16 protein-coding genes are annotated in these 24,014 nt (G+C 61.8%); 8 read left to right on the top strand and 8 right to left on the bottom strand.

The annotated features are described in order from the left end of the window. Positions 1–3: 3 nt before the first annotated feature. The 3 genes from ABD919_RS19735 to ABD919_RS19725 all read left to right on the top strand — a co-directional run bounded on the left by ABD919_RS19735 (position 4) and on the right by ABD919_RS19725 (position 3,254). Positions 4–1,314: a PAS domain-containing protein gene (locus tag ABD919_RS19735; RefSeq protein ID WP_345237787.1), complete on the top strand. Its 1,311-nt coding sequence runs from the start codon at positions 4–6 to the stop codon at positions 1,312–1,314. A 42-nt stretch (positions 1,315–1,356) separates the two neighbouring features. Beyond that, positions 1,357–1,725 (top strand): histidine kinase, encoded by a 369-nt coding sequence (locus ABD919_RS19730; protein ID WP_345237786.1) that lies wholly within the window; start codon positions 1,357–1,359, stop codon positions 1,723–1,725. 281 nt (positions 1,726–2,006) lie between these two features. Beyond that, positions 2,007–3,254, top strand: coding sequence for a PAS domain-containing protein (locus ABD919_RS19725; protein WP_345237785.1), 1,248 nt, complete (start codon positions 2,007–2,009; stop codon positions 3,252–3,254). A gap of 7 nt (positions 3,255–3,261) precedes the next feature. On the opposite strand, the gene ABD919_RS19720 is transcribed toward ABD919_RS19725, so the two are convergent. Both ABD919_RS19720 and galK read right to left on the bottom strand, forming a co-directional pair. Then, entirely contained in the window at positions 3,262–4,311 is a 1,050-nt protein-coding gene (locus ABD919_RS19720) for a UDP-glucose--hexose-1-phosphate uridylyltransferase (protein WP_345237784.1), read from the bottom strand. A gap of 120 nt (positions 4,312–4,431) precedes the next feature. Then, positions 4,432–5,589 (bottom strand): galactokinase, encoded by a 1,158-nt coding sequence (gene galK, locus ABD919_RS19715; protein WP_345237783.1) that lies wholly within the window; start codon positions 5,587–5,589, stop codon positions 4,432–4,434. A gap of 479 nt (positions 5,590–6,068) precedes the next feature. Between galK and ABD919_RS19710 the strand changes: the two genes are divergently transcribed. The 3 genes from ABD919_RS19710 (at position 6,069) to ABD919_RS19700 (ending at position 9,975) form a co-directional block, all read left to right on the top strand. After that, complete coding sequence (locus ABD919_RS19710) at positions 6,069–7,649, top strand: family 43 glycosylhydrolase (protein WP_345237781.1); 1,581 nt, start codon at positions 6,069–6,071, stop codon at positions 7,647–7,649. 109 nt (positions 7,650–7,758) lie between these two features. Continuing rightward, complete coding sequence (locus ABD919_RS19705; RefSeq protein WP_345237780.1) at positions 7,759–8,823, top strand: aldose epimerase family protein; 1,065 nt, start codon at positions 7,759–7,761, stop codon at positions 8,821–8,823. Positions 8,824–9,411: 588 nt separating this feature from the next. Next, on the top strand, positions 9,412–9,975 hold the full coding sequence (locus tag ABD919_RS19700; RefSeq protein ID WP_345237779.1) for an efflux RND transporter periplasmic adaptor subunit: 564 nt from the start codon (positions 9,412–9,414) through the stop codon (positions 9,973–9,975). Between the two features lie 170 nt (positions 9,976–10,145). Here the strand turns inward: ABD919_RS19700 and ABD919_RS19695 are convergent, their stop codons facing one another. From ABD919_RS19695 to ABD919_RS19680, 4 genes are all read right to left on the bottom strand, one after another. After that, positions 10,146–10,697 (bottom strand): hypothetical protein, encoded by a 552-nt coding sequence (locus ABD919_RS19695; RefSeq protein ID WP_345237778.1) that lies wholly within the window; start codon positions 10,695–10,697, stop codon positions 10,146–10,148. A gap of 154 nt (positions 10,698–10,851) precedes the next feature. Continuing rightward, positions 10,852–16,977 carry an alpha-2-macroglobulin family protein gene (locus tag ABD919_RS19690; protein ID WP_345237777.1) on the bottom strand — a complete coding sequence of 2,042 codons (6,126 nt, stop codon included), beginning with the start codon at positions 16,975–16,977 and terminating at the stop codon, positions 10,852–10,854. A gap of 288 nt (positions 16,978–17,265) precedes the next feature. Further along, positions 17,266–17,865, bottom strand: a complete 600-nt coding sequence (locus ABD919_RS19685; protein WP_345237776.1) for a DinB family protein — start codon at positions 17,863–17,865, stop codon at positions 17,266–17,268. A gap of 173 nt (positions 17,866–18,038) precedes the next feature. Next, on the bottom strand, positions 18,039–19,571 hold the full coding sequence (locus ABD919_RS19680) for a hypothetical protein (RefSeq protein ID WP_345237775.1): 1,533 nt from the start codon (positions 19,569–19,571) through the stop codon (positions 18,039–18,041). Positions 19,572–19,809: 238 nt separating this feature from the next. Between ABD919_RS19680 and ABD919_RS19675 the strand changes: the two genes are divergently transcribed. Further along, on the top strand, positions 19,810–20,004 hold the full coding sequence (locus tag ABD919_RS19675; protein ID WP_345237839.1) for a cold-shock protein: 195 nt from the start codon (positions 19,810–19,812) through the stop codon (positions 20,002–20,004). A gap of 270 nt (positions 20,005–20,274) precedes the next feature. Here ABD919_RS19675 and ABD919_RS19670 read toward each other — a convergent pair whose 3' ends face one another. Together ABD919_RS19670 and ABD919_RS19665 are read right to left on the bottom strand one after the other, a co-directional pair. Further along, a complete protein-coding gene (locus tag ABD919_RS19670; protein ID WP_345237774.1) occupies positions 20,275–20,748 on the bottom strand; it encodes a gliding motility lipoprotein GldH in 474 nt (157 codons plus the stop codon). A gap of 19 nt (positions 20,749–20,767) precedes the next feature. Continuing rightward, positions 20,768–22,528: a PSP1 domain-containing protein gene (locus tag ABD919_RS19665; protein WP_345237773.1), complete on the bottom strand. Its 1,761-nt coding sequence runs from the start codon at positions 22,526–22,528 to the stop codon at positions 20,768–20,770. A 654-nt stretch (positions 22,529–23,182) separates the two neighbouring features. Between ABD919_RS19665 and ABD919_RS19660 the strand changes: the two genes are divergently transcribed. Then, entirely contained in the window at positions 23,183–23,986 is an 804-nt protein-coding gene (locus ABD919_RS19660) for a M57 family metalloprotease (protein WP_345237772.1), read from the top strand. Positions 23,987–24,014: the final 28 nt, after the last annotated feature.

The raw sequence follows: 24,014 nt of genomic DNA, 5'->3' as shown, positions 1-24,014 counted from the left end.
GTTATGGCTTTTCCGCTTTCTGCTCCCGGCACCTACGACCTGCTCTGGCAACTGCCTGAGCACTATCTGCTCATGGCCCCGGACTTTACCATCCTCGATGCCAGCGACCTGTACCTGAGCGCTACCTTTAAGCAACGGGAAGCCATTGTGGGCCGCAACGTGTTCGACGTTTTCCCGCGGGAAGACCAAAACGACTGGAAGATTTTCACCGACTCGCTGGAGCACGTGCGCCAACAGCGCACTCCCCACACCATGCCCCGCATCCGCTACGACATGCAGCGCACGCCGGAGCAGGGCGGCAGCCTAGAGGAGCGGTACTGGGAAACGACGAACTACCCCCAGCTCGACGACCAGGGCCAGTTGCAGGCCATCCTGCTGAAGACCGAAGACGTAACCGAAAAGCACCTGGCTGACAGCCGGCGGCGGGCCATGGAGCAGGACCTGCAGGAGCTGCAGGAACGCTCCCTTTTTATTCTGGAAGCCCTGCCCGTAATGGTATGGACAACCCGTGCCAACGGAGAAGCCGACTACTTCAACCAGCGCTGGCTCAGCTTTACCGGGAAGCCGTCGGCCGAGGAAGAACAATTTGGCTGGCTGGAAGGCGTACACTCCGACGACCGGGCCCAGGCCGGTGCCGCCTGGCAGAAAGCCTACGAGTCGGGCGAACCCTACCAGTGCGAGTACCGCCTGCGCTGCAACGACGGCGAGTACCGCTGGGTCCTGGCCCGGGGCATCCCGCGGCGCAACGGGGCCGGGCAGGTTACCATGTGGGTAGGCTGCTCCGTCGACATTCACGAGCAGAAGCAGATGGTGGAAGAGCTGCTCCGGGCCAACGAAGAGCAGGCCATGCTTTCCGACCAGGCCTATCAGGCCTATCAGCTGGCTCACTCGCAGCGTGAAACGTTCTTCACCCTGTTTCAGCAGGCCCCGGCCCTTATTGCCATTGTTAAGGGCCCTGACTACGTGTTTGAGTTTGCCAACCCGCGCTACCACGAGTTGTTCCTCACCACCGATTTGATAGGCCGCACCGTACTGGAAGTAGTGCCGGAAGCCGGCGAGCAAGGATTTATTGCCTTGCTCGACCAGGTGTATCAGACGGGCGAGACGTTTTATGGCAAGGAGATGCGCCTGGAGATGCACCGCCGCGACACCGGCGAGCTAGAGGAAAAATACTTCGACTTTGCCTACCAGGCGTACCGGGAAAACGGCGAAATAGTGGGCATCTTCAGCTTTGCCTTCGACGTAACGGAACTAGTTAAGGCCCGAAAAAGGTTAGAAACCTTGGTTGAAACCCTGCCGCCTACTGCTTCCTAAGTAAGAACGTGTGCTATTCGTGTTTGCGCAACCCGCTTACTTATGGATATAAATACCCTCGATTTTCAGCAAGCGCGCATTAAGCAGATTCTGTTTAAGTCGCAGCTGCGCTCGGTACTGTACGGGGTTCGGGAGGCCGACGACTCCCTTTTCTCACCGCAAGGCAATGCCCTGGGCCAATGGCTCAGCACGGTGGTGAAACCCAAGTACCCGGCGAGCAGCGAGGTACGCGAGGCCGAACGCTTGCTCCAGCAGATGTTCAATGCCGGCCGCGACCTGGTTAGCCAGTACCGCCGTGGCCAGATTGAAGAGTCGCGCCGCGGCCTCAATCAGATAGATGGCTATGGCGAGCAGTTTGTGGCTTTGATGCAAAAGCTGGGGACGGGCAGCAGCACCCGCGCTGCAGCTTAGCCCCTCCCCCTGCTCTCTTTAAGAAAGCTGCCCGCTCCGGTCTGGAGCGGGCAGCTTTTTTTCTTGCCGCCAGTCCTGCTGGCTGGCCCCACTCTGCCCTGGCATCAGAAAATAACCGGGTTCATCTGAGAATCCTCATAAGCCTCAGGCTTAGCGCTTAAATACTGCGGCCGGAAACGCATTCCAGGGCATAATGCAGCCAAAAAAGGTCGTACTTTTATCCTTTCCCAAGTGTCTGCCCCTTTATAGAGCGGCGCATACTCGTTTGCTCTTCCTGCTCCGTGACTGCACCAACTACCCAGCCTCAACCCACCAATGCGCTGCGCGAAGAGCTCAGCCACCTGGTTGAGACCCTGCCGCTCATCACCTTCGTGCTCAATGCCGAAGTAAAGGCATTTCAATACCTCAGCCCCCAATGGTTTGCCTTTACCGGGCAAGATGGAGCCATTGCCGACCTCAACGGACTCTGGGAGCTGGCCGTGCACTCCGACGACCACCCGCGCACCCTCAGCAGCCTGTTGCAGCAGCTGGCTGAGCTGCCGCGCTATGCCCAGGAGCTGCGCCTGCGCCGGCACGATGGCTCCTACGCCTGGTTTCTGGTACGGGCCGAGCCCGTGCGCAATGCGGCAGGCATCCTGCTGCGCTGGGTGGGCTCGCTGACGGAGATTGACGAGCAGAAGCGCCTGCTGCGCCGCCTCGAGCGCCAGGACGCCGAGCTGCGCCGCATCCTGCACCACCTGCCCATCTACCTCAACACCACCGAAGGGCCCCAGCACCGCTTTGTGTACCTGTCGCCGGGCATCAACGAGCTGCTGCAGGGCCGCGCCGTAGTGGGCCAGTCGGTGGCCCACTGCCTGCCCGAGATGGTCGACCAGGGCTTTATGCACCTGCTCGACGGCGTGTACTATTCCGGCGAGCCTTTCCTGGCCGTAGAGCAGCCCTTGTCGCTGCTCAACAGCCAGGGCCAGCTGGAGAAGCGCTACTTCAACTTCGGCTGCCAGCTGCTGCCCCAGCTCGACCAGCGCGAAGGCACCCGCGGCGTGCTCTGCTCCTGGCTCGACGTGACCGAGCAGGTGCTGGCCCGGCAGCGGGCCGAGCTGCTGAAGGTGCAGGTATCGGCCGCCGACGCCCGCCTGCGCCACCTGGCTGAGGCCCTGCCCGTCATCACCTTTATTACCGATGGCACGGGACGCACCACCTACATGAGCCCGCAGTGGTACACCTACACCGGCCTGCCCGCCGGCGGGCCCTGGAGTGAAGTCGACGAAGCCTGGCCGGGCATCCTGCACCCCGACGACCGGGAGGTGTCGGCCCGGGAAATCCACCTGAGCATTACCGAAGGACGCCTGGGCCGCATTGAGCTGCGCCTGCTCCGCCACGACGGGCAGTACCGCTGGCACATCACCGAAGCCGTGCCCGAGTTTGATGCCCACGGCCGCCTGGTGCACCGCTACGGCTACATGCTCGACGTACACGAGCTCCGCGAAGCCCAGCGCCGCCTCGACCTGCAGCGCCTGTCCGGAGAGTAGCGGCTGCTTAGCTGCCGGCCTGCTTATAGTGCACCGTGGGCAGGCCGCGCAGCTTCTCGGCGGCCCACTCCGGGGTGATGTCGCGCTGCGGGTCGCCCAGCATCTCGTAGCCTACCATGAATTTGCGCACCGTGGCCGAGCGCAGCAGCGGGGGGTAAAAGTGCATGTGCAGGTGCCACTCGTGGTGCGGCAGCCCGTCGGTAGGCCGTTGGTGCAGGCCCGCCGAGTAAGGGAACGACATCTGAAACAGGTTGTCGTAGCGAATGGTGAGCTGCTGCAGCGCCTCGGCAAAGGCGTCCTTTTCGGCATCGTCGAGCTGCTCGATGGAAGCCACGGCCCGGCGCGGCAGCAGCAGCGTTTCAAATGGCCACACGGCCCAGAACGGCACCAGCACCACAAAGTGGGCATTCTCGAACACAATGCGCTTCTGCTCCTGCAGCTCCACCTCCAGGTAGTCGGTGAGCAGGGTGCGGCCGTGCTGCTCGAAGTAGGCCAGCTGCTGCACGGTTTCCTTAGCCGGCTCGCCCGGCACGGTGCGCTGCGCCCATATTTGGCCATGCGGGTGGGGGTTGGAGCAGCCCATCATGGTGCCTTTGTTTTCGAATATCTGCACGTAGTTGATGTGGGGGTCAACGCCCAGCCGTAGATACTCGGCCTCCCACACATCGATGACCCCGCGGATGTCGGCCAGGGCCATTTCCGGCAATGTCAGGTCGTGCCGCGGCGAGAAGCAGATTACCCGGCAGCGGCCCGACTCGGCTTCGGCCCGCAGCAGGCCTTGCTTGTCCAGGGTGCCCTCGGGCACTTCGGGCTGCAGGGCCGCAAAGTCGTTTTCAAACACGAACGTGCCCGTGTAGGGCGGGTTTTGAATGCCCCCGGCCCGCTCGTTGCCCGGGCAGAGGTAGCAGCCCGGGTCGTAGGGCGGGCGCGTATCGGCTTCGGGCTTCTCCTGCTGCCCCTGCCAGGGCCGCAGCGAGCGGTGCGGCGACACCAGAAGCCACTCGCCCGTAAGCTGGTTGAAACGACGGTGTGGGTGCTGGGCAAGGTCGAACTCCATACTGTTGAGTTATGAATTTTGAGTTATGAGTTATGAGTTGACCAAAAGGCAGACTAGGCCTCCGGAGTGAGGTTACATGCAACCGCTAATTCAGAATTTATAATTTTTGATTTATAATTTTTAATTACCGACGGTCGAAACGCCGTCCACAATAGATGTCTCGTACGTTTCCAGCTTAATGCCTGTTTGCGCTTCGTAGGCCTGGCTCATGTAAGCCACAAAGTCGGCCACGTGCTCGGCCTGCACCAGGTTGATGGTACAGCCGCCGAAGCCGCCGCCCATCATGCGGGCACCGTACACGCCGGGCCGGGGGCGCGCCAGCTCCACCAGCAGGTCGAGCTCCTGGCTGCTCACTTCGTAATTGTCGCGCAGGCCGGCGTGGGAAGCATACAGCAGCTGCCCTACCTGGGGCAGCTCCCCGGCCAGCAGGTGGCGGCAGGCGGCCTCCACGCGCTGGTTTTCTTCCACCACATACAGGCAGCGCCGGTAGGTGAGGTCTCCCAGGGCGTCGTGATGGGCTTTTACCTGCAGCGGGCTGGCATCGCGCAGGCTTTGGATTTCCGGGTGATACTGCTGCAGGATGGCCACGCCCCGCTCGCACTCCTGCCGCCGCTTGTTGTACTCCGAATCGGCCAGGGCGTGCTTGATGCCGGAGTTGCACAGCACTACCCGGCAGGCCTGGGTATCGAAGGGGAAGTATTCGTACTCCAGGGAGCGGCAGTCGAGGCGTACCACGTGCCCGTCTTTACCAAACAGGCTGGCAAACTGGTCCATGATGCCGCACATCACCCCGGCGTAGGTATGCTCGGCCAGCTGCCCGGCCCGGGCCAGTTCCATCTTGTCGAGGCCGGCGTTCAGCAGCTCATTCAGGGCGTAGCCAATGCCGCACTCCACGGCCGCCGACGACGACATGCCGGAGCCAATGGGCACGTTGCCCCCGAAAGCACAGTCGAAGCCCGGCACTGCCACGCCCCGCTCCTGCAGCTGCGCCACCACGCCCAGGATGTAGTTGGCCCAGGCCGTGTCGCTGCGGCGTACTTCATCCGCCGCAATGGAAAAGGTTTCGTTCAGGTCGTGCGCCACCAGCCGGATGGTATTTTCCTGGTTCAGGCTTACCGCAAAGAGCATCTGCTTGTCTACGGCCGCCGGCAGCACAAAGCCCTGGTTGTAGTCGGTATGCTCCCCAATGATGTTTACCCGGCCGGGGGCCCGCACCAACAGGGCTGGCGCATACCCGAAATGCGCCTGAAAAGTAGCGACAACAGCAGATGCCGGCATAAGCAGAAGGTTAGCTGTGAAAAAACTGGCTTCGAAACAAAGCTGGTGTTTTACGAAATATGGGGCGCTTTAGCTGCTGCTTATCGCGAAAATACAGCTTAAGCTGGTCTATAAGGCCATATACTATCCTAGCTCACGCCAAGCCAATTACTTAAAAAATGCAATTTATTTCAAAAATAAAACAGGGCTTATCACAGAGTTTGGCTCAAAATATGCTGCATGCCGAGTTGTTATTAAAATTCGCCCTGAGTGCATTGCTATGGCACTTTTTAAGCTATTTCTGCATTTAATCACTATCCTCTGGCTGGCTGTTTAATTCGCCGGCAGTAGTTCCTCCTTCGTCGGCAAAAGCTCGTCGCTCACCCAAAAAAATCACACTTTAGAACATCTTATTGCGTTCGAAGCTGTACCTTTCTAAACTGAAAAGCTCGACTTTAATTCTCGGCGCTTTTTTCTCTATTCACCTAGCACTTCCCACCGTGTCTTTTGAATTGGAATCGGGCAACTACTTTGCCCCAGTTACTGAGCCCGTTGTCCACTTCGACGACACGCTCGACACTCTCGCAGCGCCCCTTATCAAGGCGCCCCGCCGCAGCTACGACCTCGTGGCCCTGCCCGGCGACTTCCCCGACCCCACCATCGCCAAAATCAACGGCAGCTACTGGGCCAGCGCCACCTCGGCCGAATGGGGCGGCGTGTTTCCCCTGTTCAAGTCCGACGACTTGGTGAACTGGGAGCCGGCCGGCAGCGTGTTTCCCAACGGCCTGCCCGCCTGGGCCGGCTCCAACGCCTGGGCCCCCGAGATTTTTGAGGAAAACGGCCGCAGCTACATCTACTACACGGCCCGCCGCAAAGGCGGTGTGCTGAGCGTAGCCGTAGCCAGCGCCGACCGCCCCGAGGGTCCCTACCGCGACCATGGCCCGCTGGTGAGCCAGCGCGCCGGCTCCATCGACGGCTGCCCGGTATACGACGAGAAAGGCCGGCTGTGGCTGGTGTGGAAGGAAGACGGCAACTCCTGCTTCCGCCCCACCCCCATCTGGGCCCAGCGCCTCAACGCCGAGCGCACGGCCCTGGTCGGCAAAAAGGTGGAGCTGTTCCGCAACGATGCCGCCTGGGAAGGCAGCCTGGTGGAAGGCTCGTCCTTTATCCGCCACGGCGGCTACCTCTACATGTTCTACGCCGGCAATGCCTGCTGCGGCAAGCACTGCACCTACGCCACCGGCGTAGCCCGCGCCAAAACCCTGCTCGGCCCCTGGGAGAAGTGCCCGCTCAACCCCATTCTTACCGACAACAGCGTGTGGAAGTGCGCCGGCCACGGCACTCCCATTGAAGCCAATGGCCGCTACTTCCTGTTTCATCATGCCTACTCGGTAATGAGCCAGGAATTTGTAGGCCGCCAGGGCATCATCAGCGAGTTTACCTGGGGCGCCGATGGCTGGCCGGCTTTTGAAGGCCGCAGCGTGCAGGCCCCCGCCCCCAACGTGCTGGCCCTGCACGTGGAAGACAGCTTCGACGGCGCGGTGCTGGGCGATGAGTGGCAGTGGCCCATCATTGCCCCGCGGCCCAGCACCGAGCTGCGCGGTGGCCAGCTGCTGGTGCCCACCTCGGCGGCCCGTCTGGGTACGCTGCTGGCCCGCCGCACCACTGCCGCCACCTACCGCGCCGCTACTACCCTCGATGCCACAGCCCTGCAGCCCGGCACTTACGGCGGCATTGCGGCCGTGGGCGACCCCTACAACGGCCTGGCCCTGGTAGCCGGCGCCAACGGCCTGCTGGAAGCCTGGCGCGTACAGGCCGGCAAGCTGCAGCGCCTGGCCCAGGTGGAGATTGAGCCCAGCGCCTCACTCACCCTGCGCCTGGAATGCTGGGGCGGGCAGCGCTACCGCTTCGCCTACAGCACCGACAACGCCACCTGGCAGCCGCTGGAAACCGAAGGCTTCACCGTGAACGGCACCTGGCTGCCGCCCTGGGACCGGGGCGTGCGCGTGGCCGTGCTGGCCCAGGGCGCAGCCGGCGCCGAAGTAGCCTTCAGCCACTTCGCCATCGTGAACCAACGTTGATGCGGCTGTTTCTTCAGCAAAAGCAAGCCCTGGTCTGCTCCGACCGGGGCTTCTTTTTTTTGATTAGCTCGTAAACGTATTCGCTTTCCTTTCCCACGCTTCTTTGCTTATGGCTGCCTCTATTACTTCCGCGCCCTTCGGCCAGCTGCCCGACGGCTCCGCGGCCGAGCTCTTTACCCTGCGCAATAACCAGGGGCTCACCGCCACCATCACAAACTACGGTGGCATTGTGACCAGCCTGACCACGCCCGACCGGACGGGCGAGCTGGGCGACATCGTGCTGGGCTATGATACCCTGGCGGGTTACCTGGCCGATGGCGGCACGTATTTCGGCGCCCTCGTAGGCCGCTACGGCAACCGCATCCGGCAGGGCCGCTTCGAGCTCGATGGCAAGGCGTACCAGCTGGCCACCAACAACGGCCCCAACCACCTGCACGGCGGCCTGCGCGGCTTCGACAAAGTGCTGTGGCAGGCGCATACCGAAAACGGGCCTGAGGGACCCTGCCTGTTTCTGCGCTACGTTAGCCCCGATGGCGAAGAAGGCTACCCCGGCACCCTTACCGTGCAGGTGCGCTACACCCTCACCAATAGCAACGCGCTGCGCATCGAGTACGAGGCCACCACCGACCAGGCCACGCCCCTCAACCTGACTCACCACGGCTACTTCAACCTCAGCGCCGGGCAGCACCCCGATGTGCTGGGCCACGAGCTAACGCTGTACGCCGACCGCTACACCGTAGTCGACGACACGCTTATTCCTACCGGTGAGCTGCGGCCGGTAGCGGGCACGGCCATGGACTTCACCAGCGCCCAGGCCATTGGGGCCCGCATTGGGCAGGTTGCTGGCGGCTACGACCACAATTGGGTGCTGGCCCGTGCGGCCGGTCCCGATACCTGGGCCGACCTGGCGCTGGCCGCCGACGTGTACGAGCCCCGCTCGGGCCGCCGCATGCGCGTGCTCACCGACCAGCCCGGGGTGCAGTTCTACTCCGGCAACTTTCTCGATGGCAGCCTGCAGGGCAAGGGAGGCACGCGCTATGGCCGCCACGCGGGCTTTTGCCTCGAAACCCAGCACTTTCCCGACTCCCCCAACCAGCCGGCCTTCCCGAGCACGATTCTGCAGCCTGGCCACGTATTCCGCTCCGCCACCGAGTACCGCTTCGGCGCAGCCTAGCACCAGTCGCTAAGCACAGCCCGCCGCCCGGAACTGCGGCCTGCCATTTCACAGTAGCAGCCCCCGGGGCGCTGTTGGACAGCAAGCCCAGGCAGTGCATTGCCCCGCGCCACTGTTCAGCTTTTCTGGGCCGCAGCATCTTGCTTACGAGGCGGATACCTGGCCCTTCGCGTCAGCTAAACCGTGCGTTAGCATTGCGGCAGGCTATTGTTTACAGGGAGCTGCCTTGCACTTCAATAAGGAAATGCCAACCGGCATAGTGCCCTAATCAGCGGTTTTCACGGGCCGCTGCCTAAGGAATACAAGGAGTCTGTACCGTGACAACATTAACTTAACTTTATTTTTTAATGAACACCGCCGCTTATTAGCTCCACGGTGCGAACTTTGCTTATGCCTTTCTAAAATTTAGTCTATTTTTTCGAATTTACATCCAAAATACTTTGTCTCTCGTTTAATAATTACCCGCCAAAGCTCCAACGTAGCCAGCAAAAGCCGCTGACATTCGTTGCCTGCTTAGTTTTTATTCTAGTCCAGCTTAAAACATGCTCCGCAGGAAAGCGTCTTGCCCCCTGCCGACTATCCAGCCTTATGAAATCGCCCTACTTCTTTATCCTGACTACCCTGCTGGCTCTGGCCAGCCCTGCTCTTTCCAGCCTGGCTTCGGGGCCTCCCGCCAAGCCTGCCCACTCCAGCCCTGAGCCCCGGCAAGCCGGCAAAGCCTCCCCGCCCGAGTCGGTAGAAGTGCAAACCCGCAAGGGCGGGCGCGTATGGGAGGTATATATAAAAGATGGCCAGCATGTGCAGCAAGGCCAAACCATGTTTAAAATCGCCACCCAGGCGCCTACCGCGGTCCACCCCGGCCATCAGATTGACTACGACGTAGCCAAGCAGAGCTATTTGAAAATACTGGCTCTGCAGAAGGCCGGTAAGACTTCGGCCAACGAAGTGGCTACTGCTAAATTTCAGATGCAGATGGCAGCCAAGCTGCTGGGCGATGCGCCCCATCAGGTACAGTTCCACTATGTAGACGCCCCCATCAGCGGTACGCTGTCGAACGTTTCGGTGCAGAACCAGCTGCAGGCCAATACTGTGCTGGCTACCATCACGGCCGACCCGGCGCCGAAGCCCAAGCTGATGGTGGCCCGGGACTAGTAACCCGCCGCTCATTAGCCAGTAGGCAGAGACCGGCTTCCTGGCCTGGGCATGGTTTTCTCAAACCAACGGGCTGCCGACCACCAAGCTAAGGAGCGTAGCTACCCCCAATAAAAACGGCCCGGCATAATTTGCCGGGCCGTTTTTGCTGTTAACCACTGGTGAGCTGATTAACGGTGCTTCTTTTTCTTGCTGTGAGCGCTGGTAGAAGCGGCTTTTTTCGTTGAGGCCTTTTTAGCAGGCGCGGCTGCCTTCTTTGCAGGAGCCTTCTTTGCCGTAACCTTCTTAGCGCTGGCTTTGTGTGAGCTGCTCTTCTTTGCGGCATGGTGGCTCGTTTTAGTGGCAACCGACTTCTTGCTGGTGTGTGCCTTTGCAGGAGCGTGGGTGCGGTGGGCCGAGCGGTGCGAGGCATGGCGAACCGTGCGGACTTCGCGAGCCGGCGCTGCGGCTTCTTCCACCGTCCGCACATCGTCGGCTACTTCGGTGGCATGGGCGGTTACATCAGACTCGGGAGCGGCGGTGCCATCTTCGGCGGCGGCACGGGCCGCTTCGCTTACTACCTTCTTACGACGCACTGGCATGAGGAAATCCCGCTCGGCTCGTTCGCGCAGGCTGAGGTTTTCTTCGCCGGGCAGCTTGGTTACCACGGGCGCCTTTTCCGTTTGGGCAAAAGCTGTCGAAACACTTAAGAGCAGCGAAAAAAGGAAGAACAAGTATCGCATAGCTAATGGTTAGGGTGGGCGTTGACTGGCAAAAATACCATACTGCTTGAAGGAATCCAAATTTACCCGCATCTTTCTACCTCAAGCCCGGCCAAAGGCGCCCCTTGCCAGCCGAACTCCCTCCCGCAGCCGCCCAATGGGTAGTGCCGGCTGCCTACCGCACAATACCGATTCGCATTCCGGCGGAGTGGGCGCCAAACTCTGGTGCATAGAGGCACTGCACCTGGCTTAGGCCACCGGAAAAACTGCCGGCCTGGGCGGCCCGCAGCCGGTACTCAAATACATGCGTGCCGCGCGGCACTGCCCCCAGGAAGAAGTTGGTGGCTGCGTCGCGTGGGCTTTCGTAATAGCCCAGCCCATTCTGGTAGCGGTAGCCGCTGGTCTGGCCGATGGGCTCGAGGCCGGCGGCCCGCTGGTCTTTCAGGTGCACGTATTCCAGCTCGCGGTCGGTGCGCAGCACCAGGCGCACGACCAGGGCATCGCCTACTTTCAGCGGAGAGGCAGCCGTAAGCATTTCCAGCACCGGGCCACCGGCGGTACGCGTTTCGCGGTACAGCTGGCGCTCCAGGCTCAGGGGCGTGGCCGCGGGCGTGATTTTATCCAGCTCTTCGAAGTACTGCCAGTACAGTGCCCCCCAGGCCACGCCGCCGTCGGCCTTCTCCACTTTTACCCGGCCTTGCGCTGGCTTCACCTCGCTGGCAGCCCAGGAAGTTTTGATGTAGCCGGTACCCGCCTGGGCAGCCGGCGCTTTCAGCTTTTCGCCGCCCACGGTAATTTTCAGGGGCTGCCGGGGAGCCAGCCAGTCGGAGCCCCGCAGCAGCAGGGCGTAGCAGGCATCGGCGGTAGCCCGGGTGCTTTCCCAGCTGTGGGTTTGCTTTTGCTTGAGCAGCCAGAGCTTCATCTCGTCGACCGCCTTCTGGTCGTTGTCGACCTCGTGGTAGGCTTCAATCAAGGTAGACTGCGTTTCGGTGGGTGCCTCGCGCCAGTAGTAGCCGCCGCGTACCTCTTTCCAGTACATGCCCAGCTCCGGCGAGTGCAGGGCATTCTCGCTGAGGCTGCGCATAATTTCCTTGGCAGCCGGCGCTTTGCCTGCCCGAAAAAGCGCCAGGGCAATTTCTGCCTGCAGATAGCGCGTGCGGCTTGGCCAATACTTTGCCGCCTGCTCCAGAAAATACGTATGGCCCTGGTCTTTATCGGTTTTCTGGTTGATGTCGTGCCAGAAGCTGTGTGCGTAGAGAGCCTGCGTTTGCAGGTCACCCAAATGGTCGTTGCTCAGCTTAATGCCTTTCATCCGGCGCAGCTCCTGGTAGTCGTTTTCCAGCTGCCGGTCGAGGAAACTCAGCGCGTTGGCCAGCATCAGCTGGGTTTCCTGGTCTTTGCTATCGTAGGCATTGAATACGCCCAGCTTGCGCAGCTTGCCAAACCCCGCCACCACTAGCTGGGTGATGTAGCGGTCGGCGGGCATCTTCTCAAACCAGGGAAAGGCGCCATCGGGCTGTTGCATCTGCTGGAGCTTGGCCAGGGCCCGGGCCGTTTCGGCTTCCAGCCGGGGCTGGTCGAATAAGGTCAGCAGCCGGGCCAGACGCTCGGTTTCACTTTGAGCGTCGCGCACCCAGGGCGTTTCCTGGAGCAGCAGGTTTTTCAGCTCCTGGTTTTGCGCCAGCTTGCTTTCCAGGGCATTCTTTTGCGCGGCCGTACCGTTCTGGGCCTGCCGCTGCCATTCTTTGAGCACATCCACGATGCGGGGGTTCGACCGCAGTATATGCGCGGCAATCAGGTTGGCGTAGAGCCGGCTAAATACGTTCTCGGCCGACTCGTAGGGATACTCCACCAGGTAAGGCAGGCTCTGCACCGCGTACCAGGCGGGGCTGGGGGTCATCTCCAGCGTGAGGGAATGGTTTTGGCGCGTGCTGTTGCTGGTGCTGCTCAGCTTTTTCAGCTCAAACTCCCGGGTTGTGGCGCCTACTACCGTCATGGGCAGGCTCTCGGTGATGAGCATGCGGTTGGGAAGAACCGCCAGGGTGTTTTCCTCACCGTCGGTGTACGACGCCGCCTGGTTTCTGGCCTTGCGCTTCTTCGAGCCTGTTTCGCTGCTGGCCTGAGCTACCACGCGCCAGGTAATTGCGGCGGGCTCAAAGCCGGCGGGCAGGCTTACATTCCAGGCCGGCACGGTGCTTTGCAGCCCTTCAATTGTCACGGCCTGCTGGGCATCGCCTTTCAGCAGCTGGCTGGTAATATCCTGGCCGGTAGCCGCGTCCAGCAAAAAGAGCTGGGCCTGGCCCTTGAGCTGGCTTTCCGAAAGGTTGCTGACTTTGGCGGTGAGGGTAATCTGGTCGCCCTGCCGGAAAAAGCGGGGCATATTGGGCGTCACCTGCAGCTGCTTCTGCGTAACCAGCTGCCGGGCCAGCTGCCCGGTGTGCAGCTGCTTGTCATGCGCCAGGGCAAACAGCTGCCAGCGCGTCACGGCTTCCGGCATCTGAAACTCCAGCACGATGTTGCCGTCCTTGTCGGTGCGCAGCGCCGGCTGCCAGAAGGCCGTCTCCCGGAAGTCCTTGCGGGCCACTATCCCCGAAAGGTCGGCTGCAGCGGGCTTGGCAGCGCCAAGCATATCCTCCATTTTCAGGTGAGCGGCGGCAGCTGCCGGCGCCGCCCCGGCTGGCGTCGGGGCGGAGAAGGACGCATCATCGCTGCTGGAGTATGCCCCAACCTCCTCATCGGTTGCTGCCGTGGAGCTTATTCTGGCTTTGCTTCTGCTGCTCATGCTTTGCGGCCGGGCGTGGCCATAGCCCCATCCCGACAGTCCATACCCAACCTCATTCCAGTTAATCAGCCGTGGGTACGAGACGTACCCTGCTACATCCGAGAGCCGGTCCACAAACAACAGCTGCGAGTGCAGGCGGCCGAAGCTGCCATTCCAGGCATAAAGCGTTGGATAATAACGCCAGTCACTAAAGACCAGTGCACCAAAGCTGTGCGGCTGAAATACGTCCAGGCTTTGGTCGTAGAGCGTAGCCAGCAGCTCGGCATCTGCTGGCTTGCCGTCGGCCTGACGAATGGTCAACCGCCAGGTCTCCCGCTGCCCCGGCGCGAGGCGGTCGCGAAAAGTGCTGAGGTCGATGCGAAGCGGCTCCGGGTTCTCAAGCATGGCCACCGTTGCATCGTAGCGATAGAGTTGATTGTGTAGCACCTGGGTGGTATGAATCACCAGCGGAGCGCGGGCATCTTCCTGGTTAGGGGCAATGGTGAGTTTACGCTGCTCGTTTTCAGCCAGCGTCAGCCACTCTTTTCGTAGCAGCTTTCCTGCGCTTTCCACTTCCAGCAGTACCTGGGTGCCGGCGTACCTACTGCCCAGCAACAAAGTAGCCGGCTGCCCGGGCGCCACCGAATCCTGCAGCACCTTCGTCCAGCTGGCCGCGGCAAAGGGTACCACCGAAGCATTGGAGTCGAACAGCACAAAGTCGTGCCGGGCCTGTGCCGAATCGGTATCGGCCGCCTGCGCTTCCAGCCGGTAGCGGCCGGTGGGCAGCTCGGCCAGGGCAGCCGCCAGCTTTATATCCGGGCCGGCCTTGGTGTCGAAAGGCAGGGTCTTTACCAGCTCCGGCTTGTCGTCGGCAGCTTCCCCTTCGATGGGGGCCGGCACGCCGGCCGGCTCGGGCCGGTAGCGAAGGGCCAGAATGCGCAGGCTGCCCGCTACCGGCGTTGGCTCGCCGGTGGCGTTGGTGCTAAATAAGCGGAAGCTGGCCGGGCGCTGCTTATCTACCTCCGGGGGGCCGTCCAGCTGCAGGTTAATTGGCACTTCTCCAATAACGATGGTCTGGGTGGAAGTCTGCGTTTCGCCGGCGGCGTCAACGACGTCGGCCGTGACCTGAAAAAGGTAGCCTGGTCGCCAGCGACGCGAAGGGTTTTCCTCGGGTAAAGGGGGGGTGAAGGTGATGGCAAATCGTCCCTGGACATCGGTTGTGAGCTGTCCGTGGGCAATTTCCAGCGCATTATTTCCCCCATGCCGGCCGTAGCCGTACATGTACCACAACTCCTGGCGCACCACCCGAAAGCTTACGGTGGCCCCGTCCACCGCCTGCCCGGCATATGCTTTGGCCTGCCCTTCTACCGTTATGGGCTTGCCCAGCTCGGGCCGGCCGCTTACCGGCTCGAAAGCGACCGCAAATGTGGGCCGCTTATACTCTTCAACCGTAAAGCTATGGCCGCCGTTGTCGGCCTGCAGGCTCATCATGCCATTGAGCAGGCCCGTTGGCAGCAGAAGGGAGCCGTTGAAAGAGCCAAACTCGGAAGTAGTAAACGTCAGTGTTTGCACCGTCTGCCCGTTTACATCGACCAGCCGCAGCGATACTGACTCCTGTGGGAGCAGTCGTCTCTTTTCCCCTTCCGTTTCAGTCAATATTCCCTTGAAATAAACCGTTTGGCCCGGCCGGTAGATGGCCCGGTCGGTATACAGGAACGTGGTGCGGTAGCGCTGCCTTTCACTGGGCTGCTGGCTAGAGCGCCAGCTTTCCTCATAGGATTCGTAGCGCCGGTCATTGCTAGTGATTATCAGCGTGTCGGCCGCGCTCCACGCCCGCACTTCCTTTATATACTCCTTCTTTACCAAATCGGGCCGCTCTGCCAGCACCTCACCGTCGGTGGCTGTTACCAGCACCTTGCCCTTGCGGTACGTTTCCTTGCGGGTTTTCTGGTCGAAGCGGGCGAATGTACTCTGCAGCTTTACCCCGCTCTGGGGCACACCGGTATGGCGGTGCAGCAACAGCAGCCGCTGGTCCCCGGTTTTGGGTTCAAACTGTCTGAGTGCCGAGAGCCCGCTTACGCCCAGCACAGCATAGCTGGTCACCTCGCCCCGCTGTTGCTGGGTAGGGTTGGTGCTTTTGCTGCTGAGCATGACCAGGTAGTAGCCGCTGGGCAGCGCCGCTCCGGCGGCGGGCACCGCCTGTGGCTGGTACTTCGCGGCGGCGGGCGGCATGGGTACCGACCAGGTGGCGGCCGGACGCGCTTTCAGGGCCCGGGCATAGCGCTCGGCAAAGGTGTGGTTGCGACGGTCGGTGTAGCTGTTGAAGTGCTGCCATTCGCTTAGCGTAATGCGGTAGGCCCAGGCGTGTAAGCGTTCTACGTTCCGTATCGTTGCGTCGAACCGCCAGGGCTGGCCGGGTGCTACAATGTCGGCGGCGCGAAATTCGACCGAAGGCAGTTCAATTTCTTCGCGGATACGCCGGGCCTGCCGGCCTCCCCGCGACTGGGGAAAACGCGACTCCGCCACCCGGGCCAGGCGCACTGCTTCTACGGGGTTAATCGTCCGCAGCAGCTCTATCTGTCGAACCAGGAACTCCGTGCCAATGGGCAGGGCCGCGTACTGTTGGGCCATGCGCTCGAGAGCGGGCAGGTAAAGCTTATTCAAGTCCTTGTTCTGGCTCACCCCGTGCAGGTAGGCTACGCGCAGCAAATCCACATCGGCCAGTGCGGCCTGGTTGTCGCCGGCCAGCTGCAGGCGCGAGGCTGTGAGGCGCTGCAACACGTGCAGGGCATGCAGCTGGCCGTTCAACGAGTCCGGCTCGGGGGCCAGCAGCCGCAGGGCGGCAAACTCGGCGGCGGCACCATACAGCTTGGGCTCGGTGAGCTGAAACTGCTGCTCAGGCCGGGTGATGTACAGCTCCTGATTTTGCAGGCCTGTGATGGCCCGGTGTGCCAGCAGGTCATAGAGGCTGGGGCGCAGGGCCCGGCCCTCGTCATTGCCCCCGGTAACCAGGCTGCCCAGCTGCGCCAACGTGATTTTTAGCTGTTTTTGAGGCTGGTCTTCTACCGACAGGTAGTAGTGCCGCACAATGGCCGAGCCGAGCTGCCCAATGTCCCAGGTTGAAATTCCGGTGCCGACGTCGGCCGTAGCGGTACTGTCGCTGGAAGGCGTGGCGCCGGCCGTGCGGTCATAGATGCGATACCGGTTACTATTCAGGTAATTAGTGTACAGCTCCCCCAGAATAGAGTGAATAATGGGACGCGCGGGAAACGAGGCTTTCTGCAAGTCTTTTTCCAGCAGGGCTATGGCTTTTTCATCCGCATCTTCCTCTTTCCTTTCCAGCAGCCGGACTTTGTAAAGCAGGGCCCGCACATATGCCGGCGTGTTCTGCTCTTTGCGGGCCTGCTGATATATGGCTTCCACCACGGGCGCCGCCGAGGCCGTCATGTTCTTTGCCAGCAGCGCATCAACCTTTTTCCACTGCTTGGCAAAGGGGTCCGGCGGCGGAACCGGTGTAGCCGAATCCGAGTGAATGGTCATGAGCAGCAGTAAAAAGGCAAGCAGAAAAAAACGCATACGTTTCGGCAGATAGAGGGTAACCAGGACTATAAAGATGAGTACCCTGGCTTTATTGCACATGCCATACCGATTTCTTACTCCTCAGAACCTCTCAGAGTAAGTATGTGAAACATCCGTGCTTCAGGCCCGGCAAAAGGCATGTTCGGGTCCTGGCCATCTCAGCGCTTTACACCGGGCTCAGCACAGCGCTAAAAAGCAAAAAGCCCACCCAGCACGGCTGAATGGGCTTTTTGCTTTTTAGCTTAATGCCTACGAAGCCGTTTTAGCGGCATTGATTACGGGCAGGCTTTGCAGCACCGCTTCGGCCTGGGCTACGTGCCGCTGGATGTGCACAATCAGAAACTCCAGCTGGTCGGTGAGGCGGAAGTAAAGCAGCGGAATCAGCGGATTGGGAATGCGCACGGCGTTGGCGTTTACCTGGCGGGCCAGCAGCACCAGGCGCAGCAGCTCGTCGAGCTGCCGGCTGAACACCTCCGTAACGGTGCGCGGCAGGCGCGTGCCCGTGGGTGCATACCGCTCGGGCGAGGAATAGCTGCGCTGGCTGGCCGGGGCGCGCATGGCCTCGATAAACTTACGCCCCACAAAGCCGTGCCTGGCTGTGGGGGCGGGCTTGGAGCCCTGGGCCATGGCCTTGTTGATGCGGGCCGCAATTTCGGGCAGGTAGTGGCCGCCCACGATGTTGAGATGCTCCAGGCACTGCCCCACACTCCAGCGCCCCGGCGACGGGCGGCGGTTCAATACTTCCGGGCTCAGCGGGCGGAAACGCTGCTGGGCCAGCACGCGCAATGCCAGCAGCTCGTTGGTGAGCTGGTCGAAAAACTCGGAAGTATCGCGAACTTCAGTGGGCATGGCAACTGCATCTAACAAGCCGTAAACATACAATTTGGCGGTCACTCTTCTGAAAATGGCGCCAGTAGCACTTTCAGTGCCAGGGCGTCAGCCAACCCTTATAAGAGCCGCTGCCTGCCGCAAAAAGGCCCGCTTGAAGCTCAGGCGGGCCTTTAACTGAGAGGTGGGCAGGCTTACTCGTCGCCTTCCCCGTCGCGGCCCCGGTTGCGGCGCGGTGCCGTGCCGTAGTCGTGGTCGTCGTCGCTGCGATATTGGGGCCGCTGGTCCTGCCCGTAGTTGCGGTCGGCATCTTCGCGGCGGTAGTCGCCCCGCGAGGGCGAGCCCTGGCGGCTGTCGCGGCGGCTATCGTCGTAGGCATCGTTGTAAGAGCCGCCCTGCGAGCCGTAGCCCTGGCTGCTGTTGCCCTGGTAGCTGCGGCCGTAGCCGTTGCGGTCGTCGCCGGTGTCGTAGCTGGGCCGGCGGGGCTGCTCGCTGCGGCTGTGGCCGTAGCCGTAGCCTTCGCCGTAGCGGTTGCGCTGCCCCGTGCTGCCTACGCCGCCCTGCCGGTTGCCGGCACTGTAGTCGTCTTCGCGGTGGCCGCCCCGCCCGCCGGAGCTGCCCTGGTTGTCGTAGCCCCCCCGCGAGGAGCGGTAGTCCTCGTCCTGGTTGCGGCGGGAGTAGCCGCCCTGGGAATAGCCGCCGCGCTCGTCACGGCGCTCGTCGTAGCGGGAGTGGCCGTAGGGGTCGCGGCCGCCCAGGGAGCTGCGGCCGTAGTCGTCGGCGTAGCCGCCCCCCCGCCCCTGCCGGGAGCCGTTGTCGTTTTGCCGGCCGCTGTAGTAGTCGCCCCGGTCGGGCTGGTTGCGGTTGTCGAAGCGGTTGCCGCGCCCATCGTTGTAGTTGCCGCTGTGCTGTTCCCGGTCCGGGTAGTCGTGGTAGCCGTTGCTGAAGTTGCCCCGGGGCCGGTCGTAGCTTCCGCGGCGGTCATAGTACTCCTCGGATGGATGAAAGCCCCGGTCGTAGCCATAGTCGCGGCGCTCGTCCCAGCGCTCGTTGCGGCCATCGTAGTCCCGGTAGGCGTTGTGCTGGTGGCCGTAGCGGCCCGGGCCGCCGTAATAGCCGTCCTCGGCCGAGCCCTGGCGGTTATAGTCGAACTCGCGGTTCTGGTTGCCATAGCCGCCGTGGGTAGCGTGCCGGCCGAAAGCGCCAAACTCGCCCCGGCTGGCGTCGCTGGCCTGGTTGTCGTAGCGGGCCTCGTCCTGGTAGCTGCCGTGCATGTCGTTGCCAAAGTTGCCGCCGTAGTTTTCCGGCTGGCGGCTGGTGCTGTCCTGTTCTTCCTTTTTGGCCCGGCCCTGGGGCCTGGCGGCGGCCGTTGGGGTTTCCTTGGCCTTATTGGTCGAGCCGGGCTTGCGGCCCCGGCGGGCCGGCTGCTTCAGCGCCGAGGGGTCGGCGGCTTTGTTTTCCTGGAGGCTGCCGGGGCGTCCCACCCCACCCATGCCGGCGCTGGTTGCGGAGGCCGCCAGCTCCTCGCTGGAGGTAGCATTCTGCCGGCCGACTGCTCCGGCAGCGCCCATGCTGGCCGCGGTGGGCAGCTGGGTGGGCGAGCCCCCCTCGGGCGTGGCGCTGGTAGATACCGGCAAGGGCCTCGCCGCCGTATTGCCCGCCGGCCCATTGGTGGGATTACCGGCAATGCTATTCGATTCCGTATTCAGGTTTTCCTCGTTTTTCATGGCGCAAGTAGGGTGGGTATGGAGTGGAAGGACGCGCATAAGCGCCTCATCTATACGCACCCTCAGGCCGGTGGTTTTCTTCCTAAAAGCCAACTTGCCGGGCCTGCAGCAGGAGCTCTGCCAATTTCAACCCGCATTTTTACATTTGCAGTTCTGCCTGGGCTCCTATCCCCCGCTGGCAGTTTTACTTCCCACCAGCCGGTTGCTTTTTTCAGCCGGCTTCATTTTTCTTTATTCCATGCTTACCGGCACCGTCAAATTCTTTAACGACACCAAAGGCTTCGGTTTCATCATTGCCGATGATACCAGCGAAGAAATTTTCGTTCACCAAACCGGCCTTGTCCACGAAATCCGGGAAGGCGACCGGGTGCAGTTCAACATCAAGGCCGGGAAGAAAGGCCCCAACGCGGTTGATGTGACCCGGATTGTTTGATGTGCTGATGTGCTGATGTGCGGAATGTGAAAATGGGGAAATGGGAAATGAGGTTTCCGGCTGCTGTCGTGGCCATCCCTGCCCTGGCATCGCACTGCCTTGAATTGTGACAAGTAAAAAGCCCCAATGCCTTTTATGGCGTTGGGGCTTTTTACAATAGAAGGTGGTCACTACAAAGAGGAAGGATGGCCACGGAGTTGCCTTACCTGCCAACCGCCGGAAACCTCATTCCCCCATTTTCACATTCCGCACATTCAGCACATCCATCAGCTATTTCAGCTTCTGCACCCGTACGCCGATGGCCATAAGGCCGGGCAGCTGGTCCTGGCGCATGTACTGCTCCAGGGTAAGGGTGTAGTTGCCGGCCTGCGGAAAGCGCAGCTGGCGGAGGGCCCGAATCTGATGGTCGTAGATGTCGCCGGTACCGCTACCGAGCGGCTCCCCGGTTTTGGGGTCCATCAGTATCATGTGGTGCAGCAGGGGCCGGCCCACCGGGCCCTTTGGCCCGGTGAGCGTGTGCTTTACGTACAGGTTATAAAACCCATACGCCGAGGCATTGCGCACGTTGAAATAGACGTCGTACCGCGCCGTGGTGTCGTCGATGGCGAAGGTGAAGGCCGGCTTTTGCTGCACGTCCCAGGAGTAATTCTCGAAGTCGGTATTCTTCTCGAACACCCGGTTGGGGTCGCAGGCAGTGAGCAGCAGCGGCGCAGCCGCCAGCAGGCAGAGAACAAGCTTTTTCATGGTAAACAACTGCTACAAGCTAGCCAGCGGCAGGCGGGGGCGTCGATGATGAGGGGCCGCCTTCGCCCCGGCCGCCGCGGCGCCGGCTGCCGTCGCGCCCACCCCGGCCGCCTCGCCCTTCGCGGGCTTCGCTGCGGGGCCGGGGCTCGCCGCTGGCTTCCGCCTTGGAGCGGGGGGCGGTTGCGGGGTCGGGGCGGTGGTCGGCCCGCGGCTCCCGGGGCTCCCGGGGGATGCGCACTTCACTGCCTTCGCCTTCTGCGCGGGCACCCTCGCCGCGGCTGCGGCCGCCGCGGCGGTTGCTGGGGCGGGCTGCCTGCCCGCGCCGGCCGCGCTGCTCGGGCACGTCGCCCAGAGCCGGCACCAGATGGTCCACATCGCCGGGGCCGGGACTGGTCATCTGCTCGGGGGGGCGGGGGCCGCCGGGGGCTTCCGCCACAGCGATGCGCCCGGGTTGGGCCGGGCGGCCGTCGCGCTCCCGTCGCTCCCGTCCCTCGCGGGGCGGCCGGCCTTCGCCCTTTTCACCTTTGGGCGCACGTCCTTCGCGGGGCTCGCGGCCAGGCCTGGGCTCCCGGGGCTCGCGCCCTTCGCGGGGAGCTTTGCCTTCCGGCGAGCCAGCTACCGCGGCACCGGCCTCGCTGCGCTCTTTGTCTTTGTCCTTTTTCTTGCGCTTGCTGCGCTTCGACGACTTGATTTTATCATCGAGGCGGTCGAGGGAGCCTTCGACAATGGCCGATACCTCCGGCGCGGGCGCCTCCTCGCGGGGCGGCAGCAGGCTCTCGATTTTCTCGCCGCGCTTGTTCATCTCCAGCAGCTCGCGCACGCGGGCCGTGTCGAGCATCACCCAGTTGTTGTCGCCCTTAAAGGCAAACCACATGCGCCGGCGGAAGATGTCGGTTTTCTGCAGGAAGGCATCGCCTTTGGTGGTTTGCAGCGGGCGCTGCACCTGGGGAATGTCCTTGAGGGCATCGAGGTAGGCGTCGAGCTCGTAGTTGAGGCAGCACTTGAGACGCCCGCACTGCCCGGCCAGCTTCTGCGGGTTGAGGCTCAGGTTCTGGTAGCGGGCGGCGGTGGTGCTCACGGTTTTGAAGTCCTGCAGCCAGGTGGAGCAGCACAGCTCCCGGCCGCACACGCCAATGCCGCCGAGGCGGCCGGCTTCCTGGCGCAGGGAAATCTGGCGCATCTCCACCCGCACCCGAAACTCATCGGCCAGGCGGCGAATCAGCTCCCGGAAATCAACCCGGTCTTCGGCCGAGTAGTAGAACAGGGCCCGGGTGCGGTCGGCCTGGTACTCTACGTCGCTGAGCTTCATGCGCAGCCGCAGCTCCCCTACCACGGCGCGGGCCCGGAACATGGTGCTGTTTTCGAGGTCGCGCACGGCTTCCCAGCGCTCCACGTCGTCGGGGGTGGCGATGCGCAGGATGGGCCGGATTTCCTTGGAATCGGTGGGCACCTTCTTTTTGCGCATCTGCAGGCGCACCAGCTCGCCTTTCAGCGATACGTGGCCCAGGTGCCAGCCCGAGCCGGCGGCTTCCACCACCACGGCGTCGCCGGTTACCAGAGGCAGGCGGTTTTCGTTGCGCATGAACTCCTTACGGCCGCCCTTAAAGCGTACCTCCACCACGTCAAAGCCGGCAAAAGAATCGGGCACGTCCACATCGGCCAGCCAGTCGAACACATTTAGGCGGGTGCAGCCGCCGGAGCTACAGCCCCCTTTAGAGCCGCAGCCGCCTACCTTGCTGGTAGAGCAGCCGCCGCCGGATGAACAAGTTGTACAAGCCATTAGGCTGAGATATATATAGTAAAGCAGCGCTTTGCCCGGGCTGCGGAAGTCGGAATCTAGCAAAGATAACCGTTTCGGCAAGCCAAAAGGTTTGCGGCCGAACACAGGGGCAGGGCCTTAGCAATAGCGGCATGCGGAGCACCTGACGCTCCGGCAGCTCGGTAGGCCACTCAGCCAGCTTCGTCTCCGCTGTAGTGCCGGCTTATGAACCCAGCCGAGCAAAGGCCAACGCTGTTCGAAGCAGCTTTAAAAGCCCCTCTGGTAAAAGCACATAGCCGCGAAAGCCCTGCTGCGCCTCAAGCAAGGATGGATGCGGCACCACGCGCATAGCAGAGTATACGGGAGGACGCTTGCCTAGCTGATGCTACGAGCCGGCCACCCAGGTGCGGGATTTTGCTAGCCTTATCCTGGCGCTGTGTAACCAAACCAGCTAAAAGCCTCAACAATAATGGATAAGGACAAAATTTTATACAACGGGTGAAAAACGCCCTCTATTGCCATGAATCACAAGGAACGGGCACCTGCGCACACACGTACTTTGAAATAATTTTAAAGTTTCACGAATTGGTACACATATTTCATAATTATTCTGCCGTAATTGTGCACATCTTTCAACCATTTCCATCACCAACCCTTTCCCAACCCTCTATGAAAATGAAAAATGTACTTTCCGCTGCCGCCATTTGCGCTGCCTCGGTGCTCACCCTCGCTTCCTGCCAGAAAGAAAGCGAGCAGGTAGTCTCCAAAAATGAGGTTACCGAAGATGTGATTACCCAGGTTCGCCAGATGGGCTTTTCTACTACCGGCATTCAAGCTGTGGACGGGGGCTTCCTGGTAGAGGGCGATATCGTCCTCAGCAAGGAAGACCTGGCCAATAAAAACAACCCGCAGCTGCTGCGCGTGGGCGATGAAGAGCAGTACCGCACCAGCAACCTGGTGAGCGTGGGCTCGGGCCGCACCATCAGCATCCGCGTTTCCACGTCGCTGCCTTCGGCTTACATAACGGCCACCGACGAAGCCATTCGCCGCTACAACGCCCAGGGCCTGCTTATCCGCTTTACCCGGGTTACTTCGGGCGGCAACATCGTGCTGAATCCCTCGCCATCGGGGGCCAGCTACCTGGCTTCCGCTGGCTTCCCTTCTGGTGGCAACCCCTACTACCAGGTGCTGGTTAATACCGGTGCCATCGGCACCTCGTATGCCTCCACGTACATCGCCACCATTCTGGCCCACGAATTTGGCCACTGCATCGGCTTCCGCCACACCGACTACATGAACCGCCAGTACAGCTGCGGCGGCTCTTACTACAACGAGGGCGCCAGCACGGTAGGCGCCATTCACATTCCCGGCACGCCCACCGGCGCCGACCCCAACTCCTGGATGCTGGCCTGCATCGGCTATGGTGCCAACCGCCCCTTCAACGCCAACGACGTAACCGCGCTGCGCTACGTTTACTAGGCTGGTTAAAACAGTATATCCGCTGAAA

This window comes from Hymenobacter saemangeumensis, from assembly GCF_039541835.1.
Lineage (GTDB): Bacteria > Bacteroidota > Bacteroidia > Cytophagales > Hymenobacteraceae > Hymenobacter > Hymenobacter saemangeumensis.
The sequence above is the reverse complement of the archived record's forward strand: the minus strand, read 5'-3'. Positions and strand labels throughout refer to the sequence as shown.

Excerpts from the sequence above, each read along its gene's own strand:
- ABD919_RS19735 (WP_345237787.1), top strand. The coding sequence starts at position 4 with ATGGCTTTTCCGCTTTCTGCTCCCGGCACCTACGACCTGCTCTGGCAA.
- ABD919_RS19730 (WP_345237786.1), top strand. The coding sequence starts at position 1,357 with ATGGATATAAATACCCTCGATTTTCAGCAAGCGCGCATTAAGCAGATT.
- ABD919_RS19720 (WP_345237784.1), bottom strand. The coding sequence starts at position 4,311 with ATGGAGTTCGACCTTGCCCAGCACCCACACCGTCGTTTCAACCAGCTT.
- galK (WP_345237783.1), bottom strand. The coding sequence starts at position 5,589 with ATGCCGGCATCTGCTGTTGTCGCTACTTTTCAGGCGCATTTCGGGTAT.
- ABD919_RS19705 (WP_345237780.1), top strand. The coding sequence starts at position 7,759 with ATGGCTGCCTCTATTACTTCCGCGCCCTTCGGCCAGCTGCCCGACGGC.
- ABD919_RS19700 (WP_345237779.1), top strand. The coding sequence starts at position 9,412 with ATGAAATCGCCCTACTTCTTTATCCTGACTACCCTGCTGGCTCTGGCC.
- ABD919_RS19695 (WP_345237778.1), bottom strand. The coding sequence starts at position 10,697 with ATGCGATACTTGTTCTTCCTTTTTTCGCTGCTCTTAAGTGTTTCGACA.
- ABD919_RS19690 (WP_345237777.1), bottom strand. The coding sequence starts at position 16,977 with ATGACCATTCACTCGGATTCGGCTACACCGGTTCCGCCGCCGGACCCC.
- ABD919_RS19685 (WP_345237776.1), bottom strand. The coding sequence starts at position 17,865 with ATGCCCACTGAAGTTCGCGATACTTCCGAGTTTTTCGACCAGCTCACC.
- ABD919_RS19680 (WP_345237775.1), bottom strand. The coding sequence starts at position 19,571 with ATGAAAAACGAGGAAAACCTGAATACGGAATCGAATAGCATTGCCGGT.
- ABD919_RS19675 (WP_345237839.1), top strand. The coding sequence starts at position 19,810 with ATGCTTACCGGCACCGTCAAATTCTTTAACGACACCAAAGGCTTCGGT.
- ABD919_RS19670 (WP_345237774.1), bottom strand. The coding sequence starts at position 20,748 with ATGAAAAAGCTTGTTCTCTGCCTGCTGGCGGCTGCGCCGCTGCTGCTC.
- ABD919_RS19665 (WP_345237773.1), bottom strand. The coding sequence starts at position 22,528 with ATGGCTTGTACAACTTGTTCATCCGGCGGCGGCTGCTCTACCAGCAAG.
- ABD919_RS19660 (WP_345237772.1), top strand. The coding sequence starts at position 23,183 with ATGAAAAATGTACTTTCCGCTGCCGCCATTTGCGCTGCCTCGGTGCTC.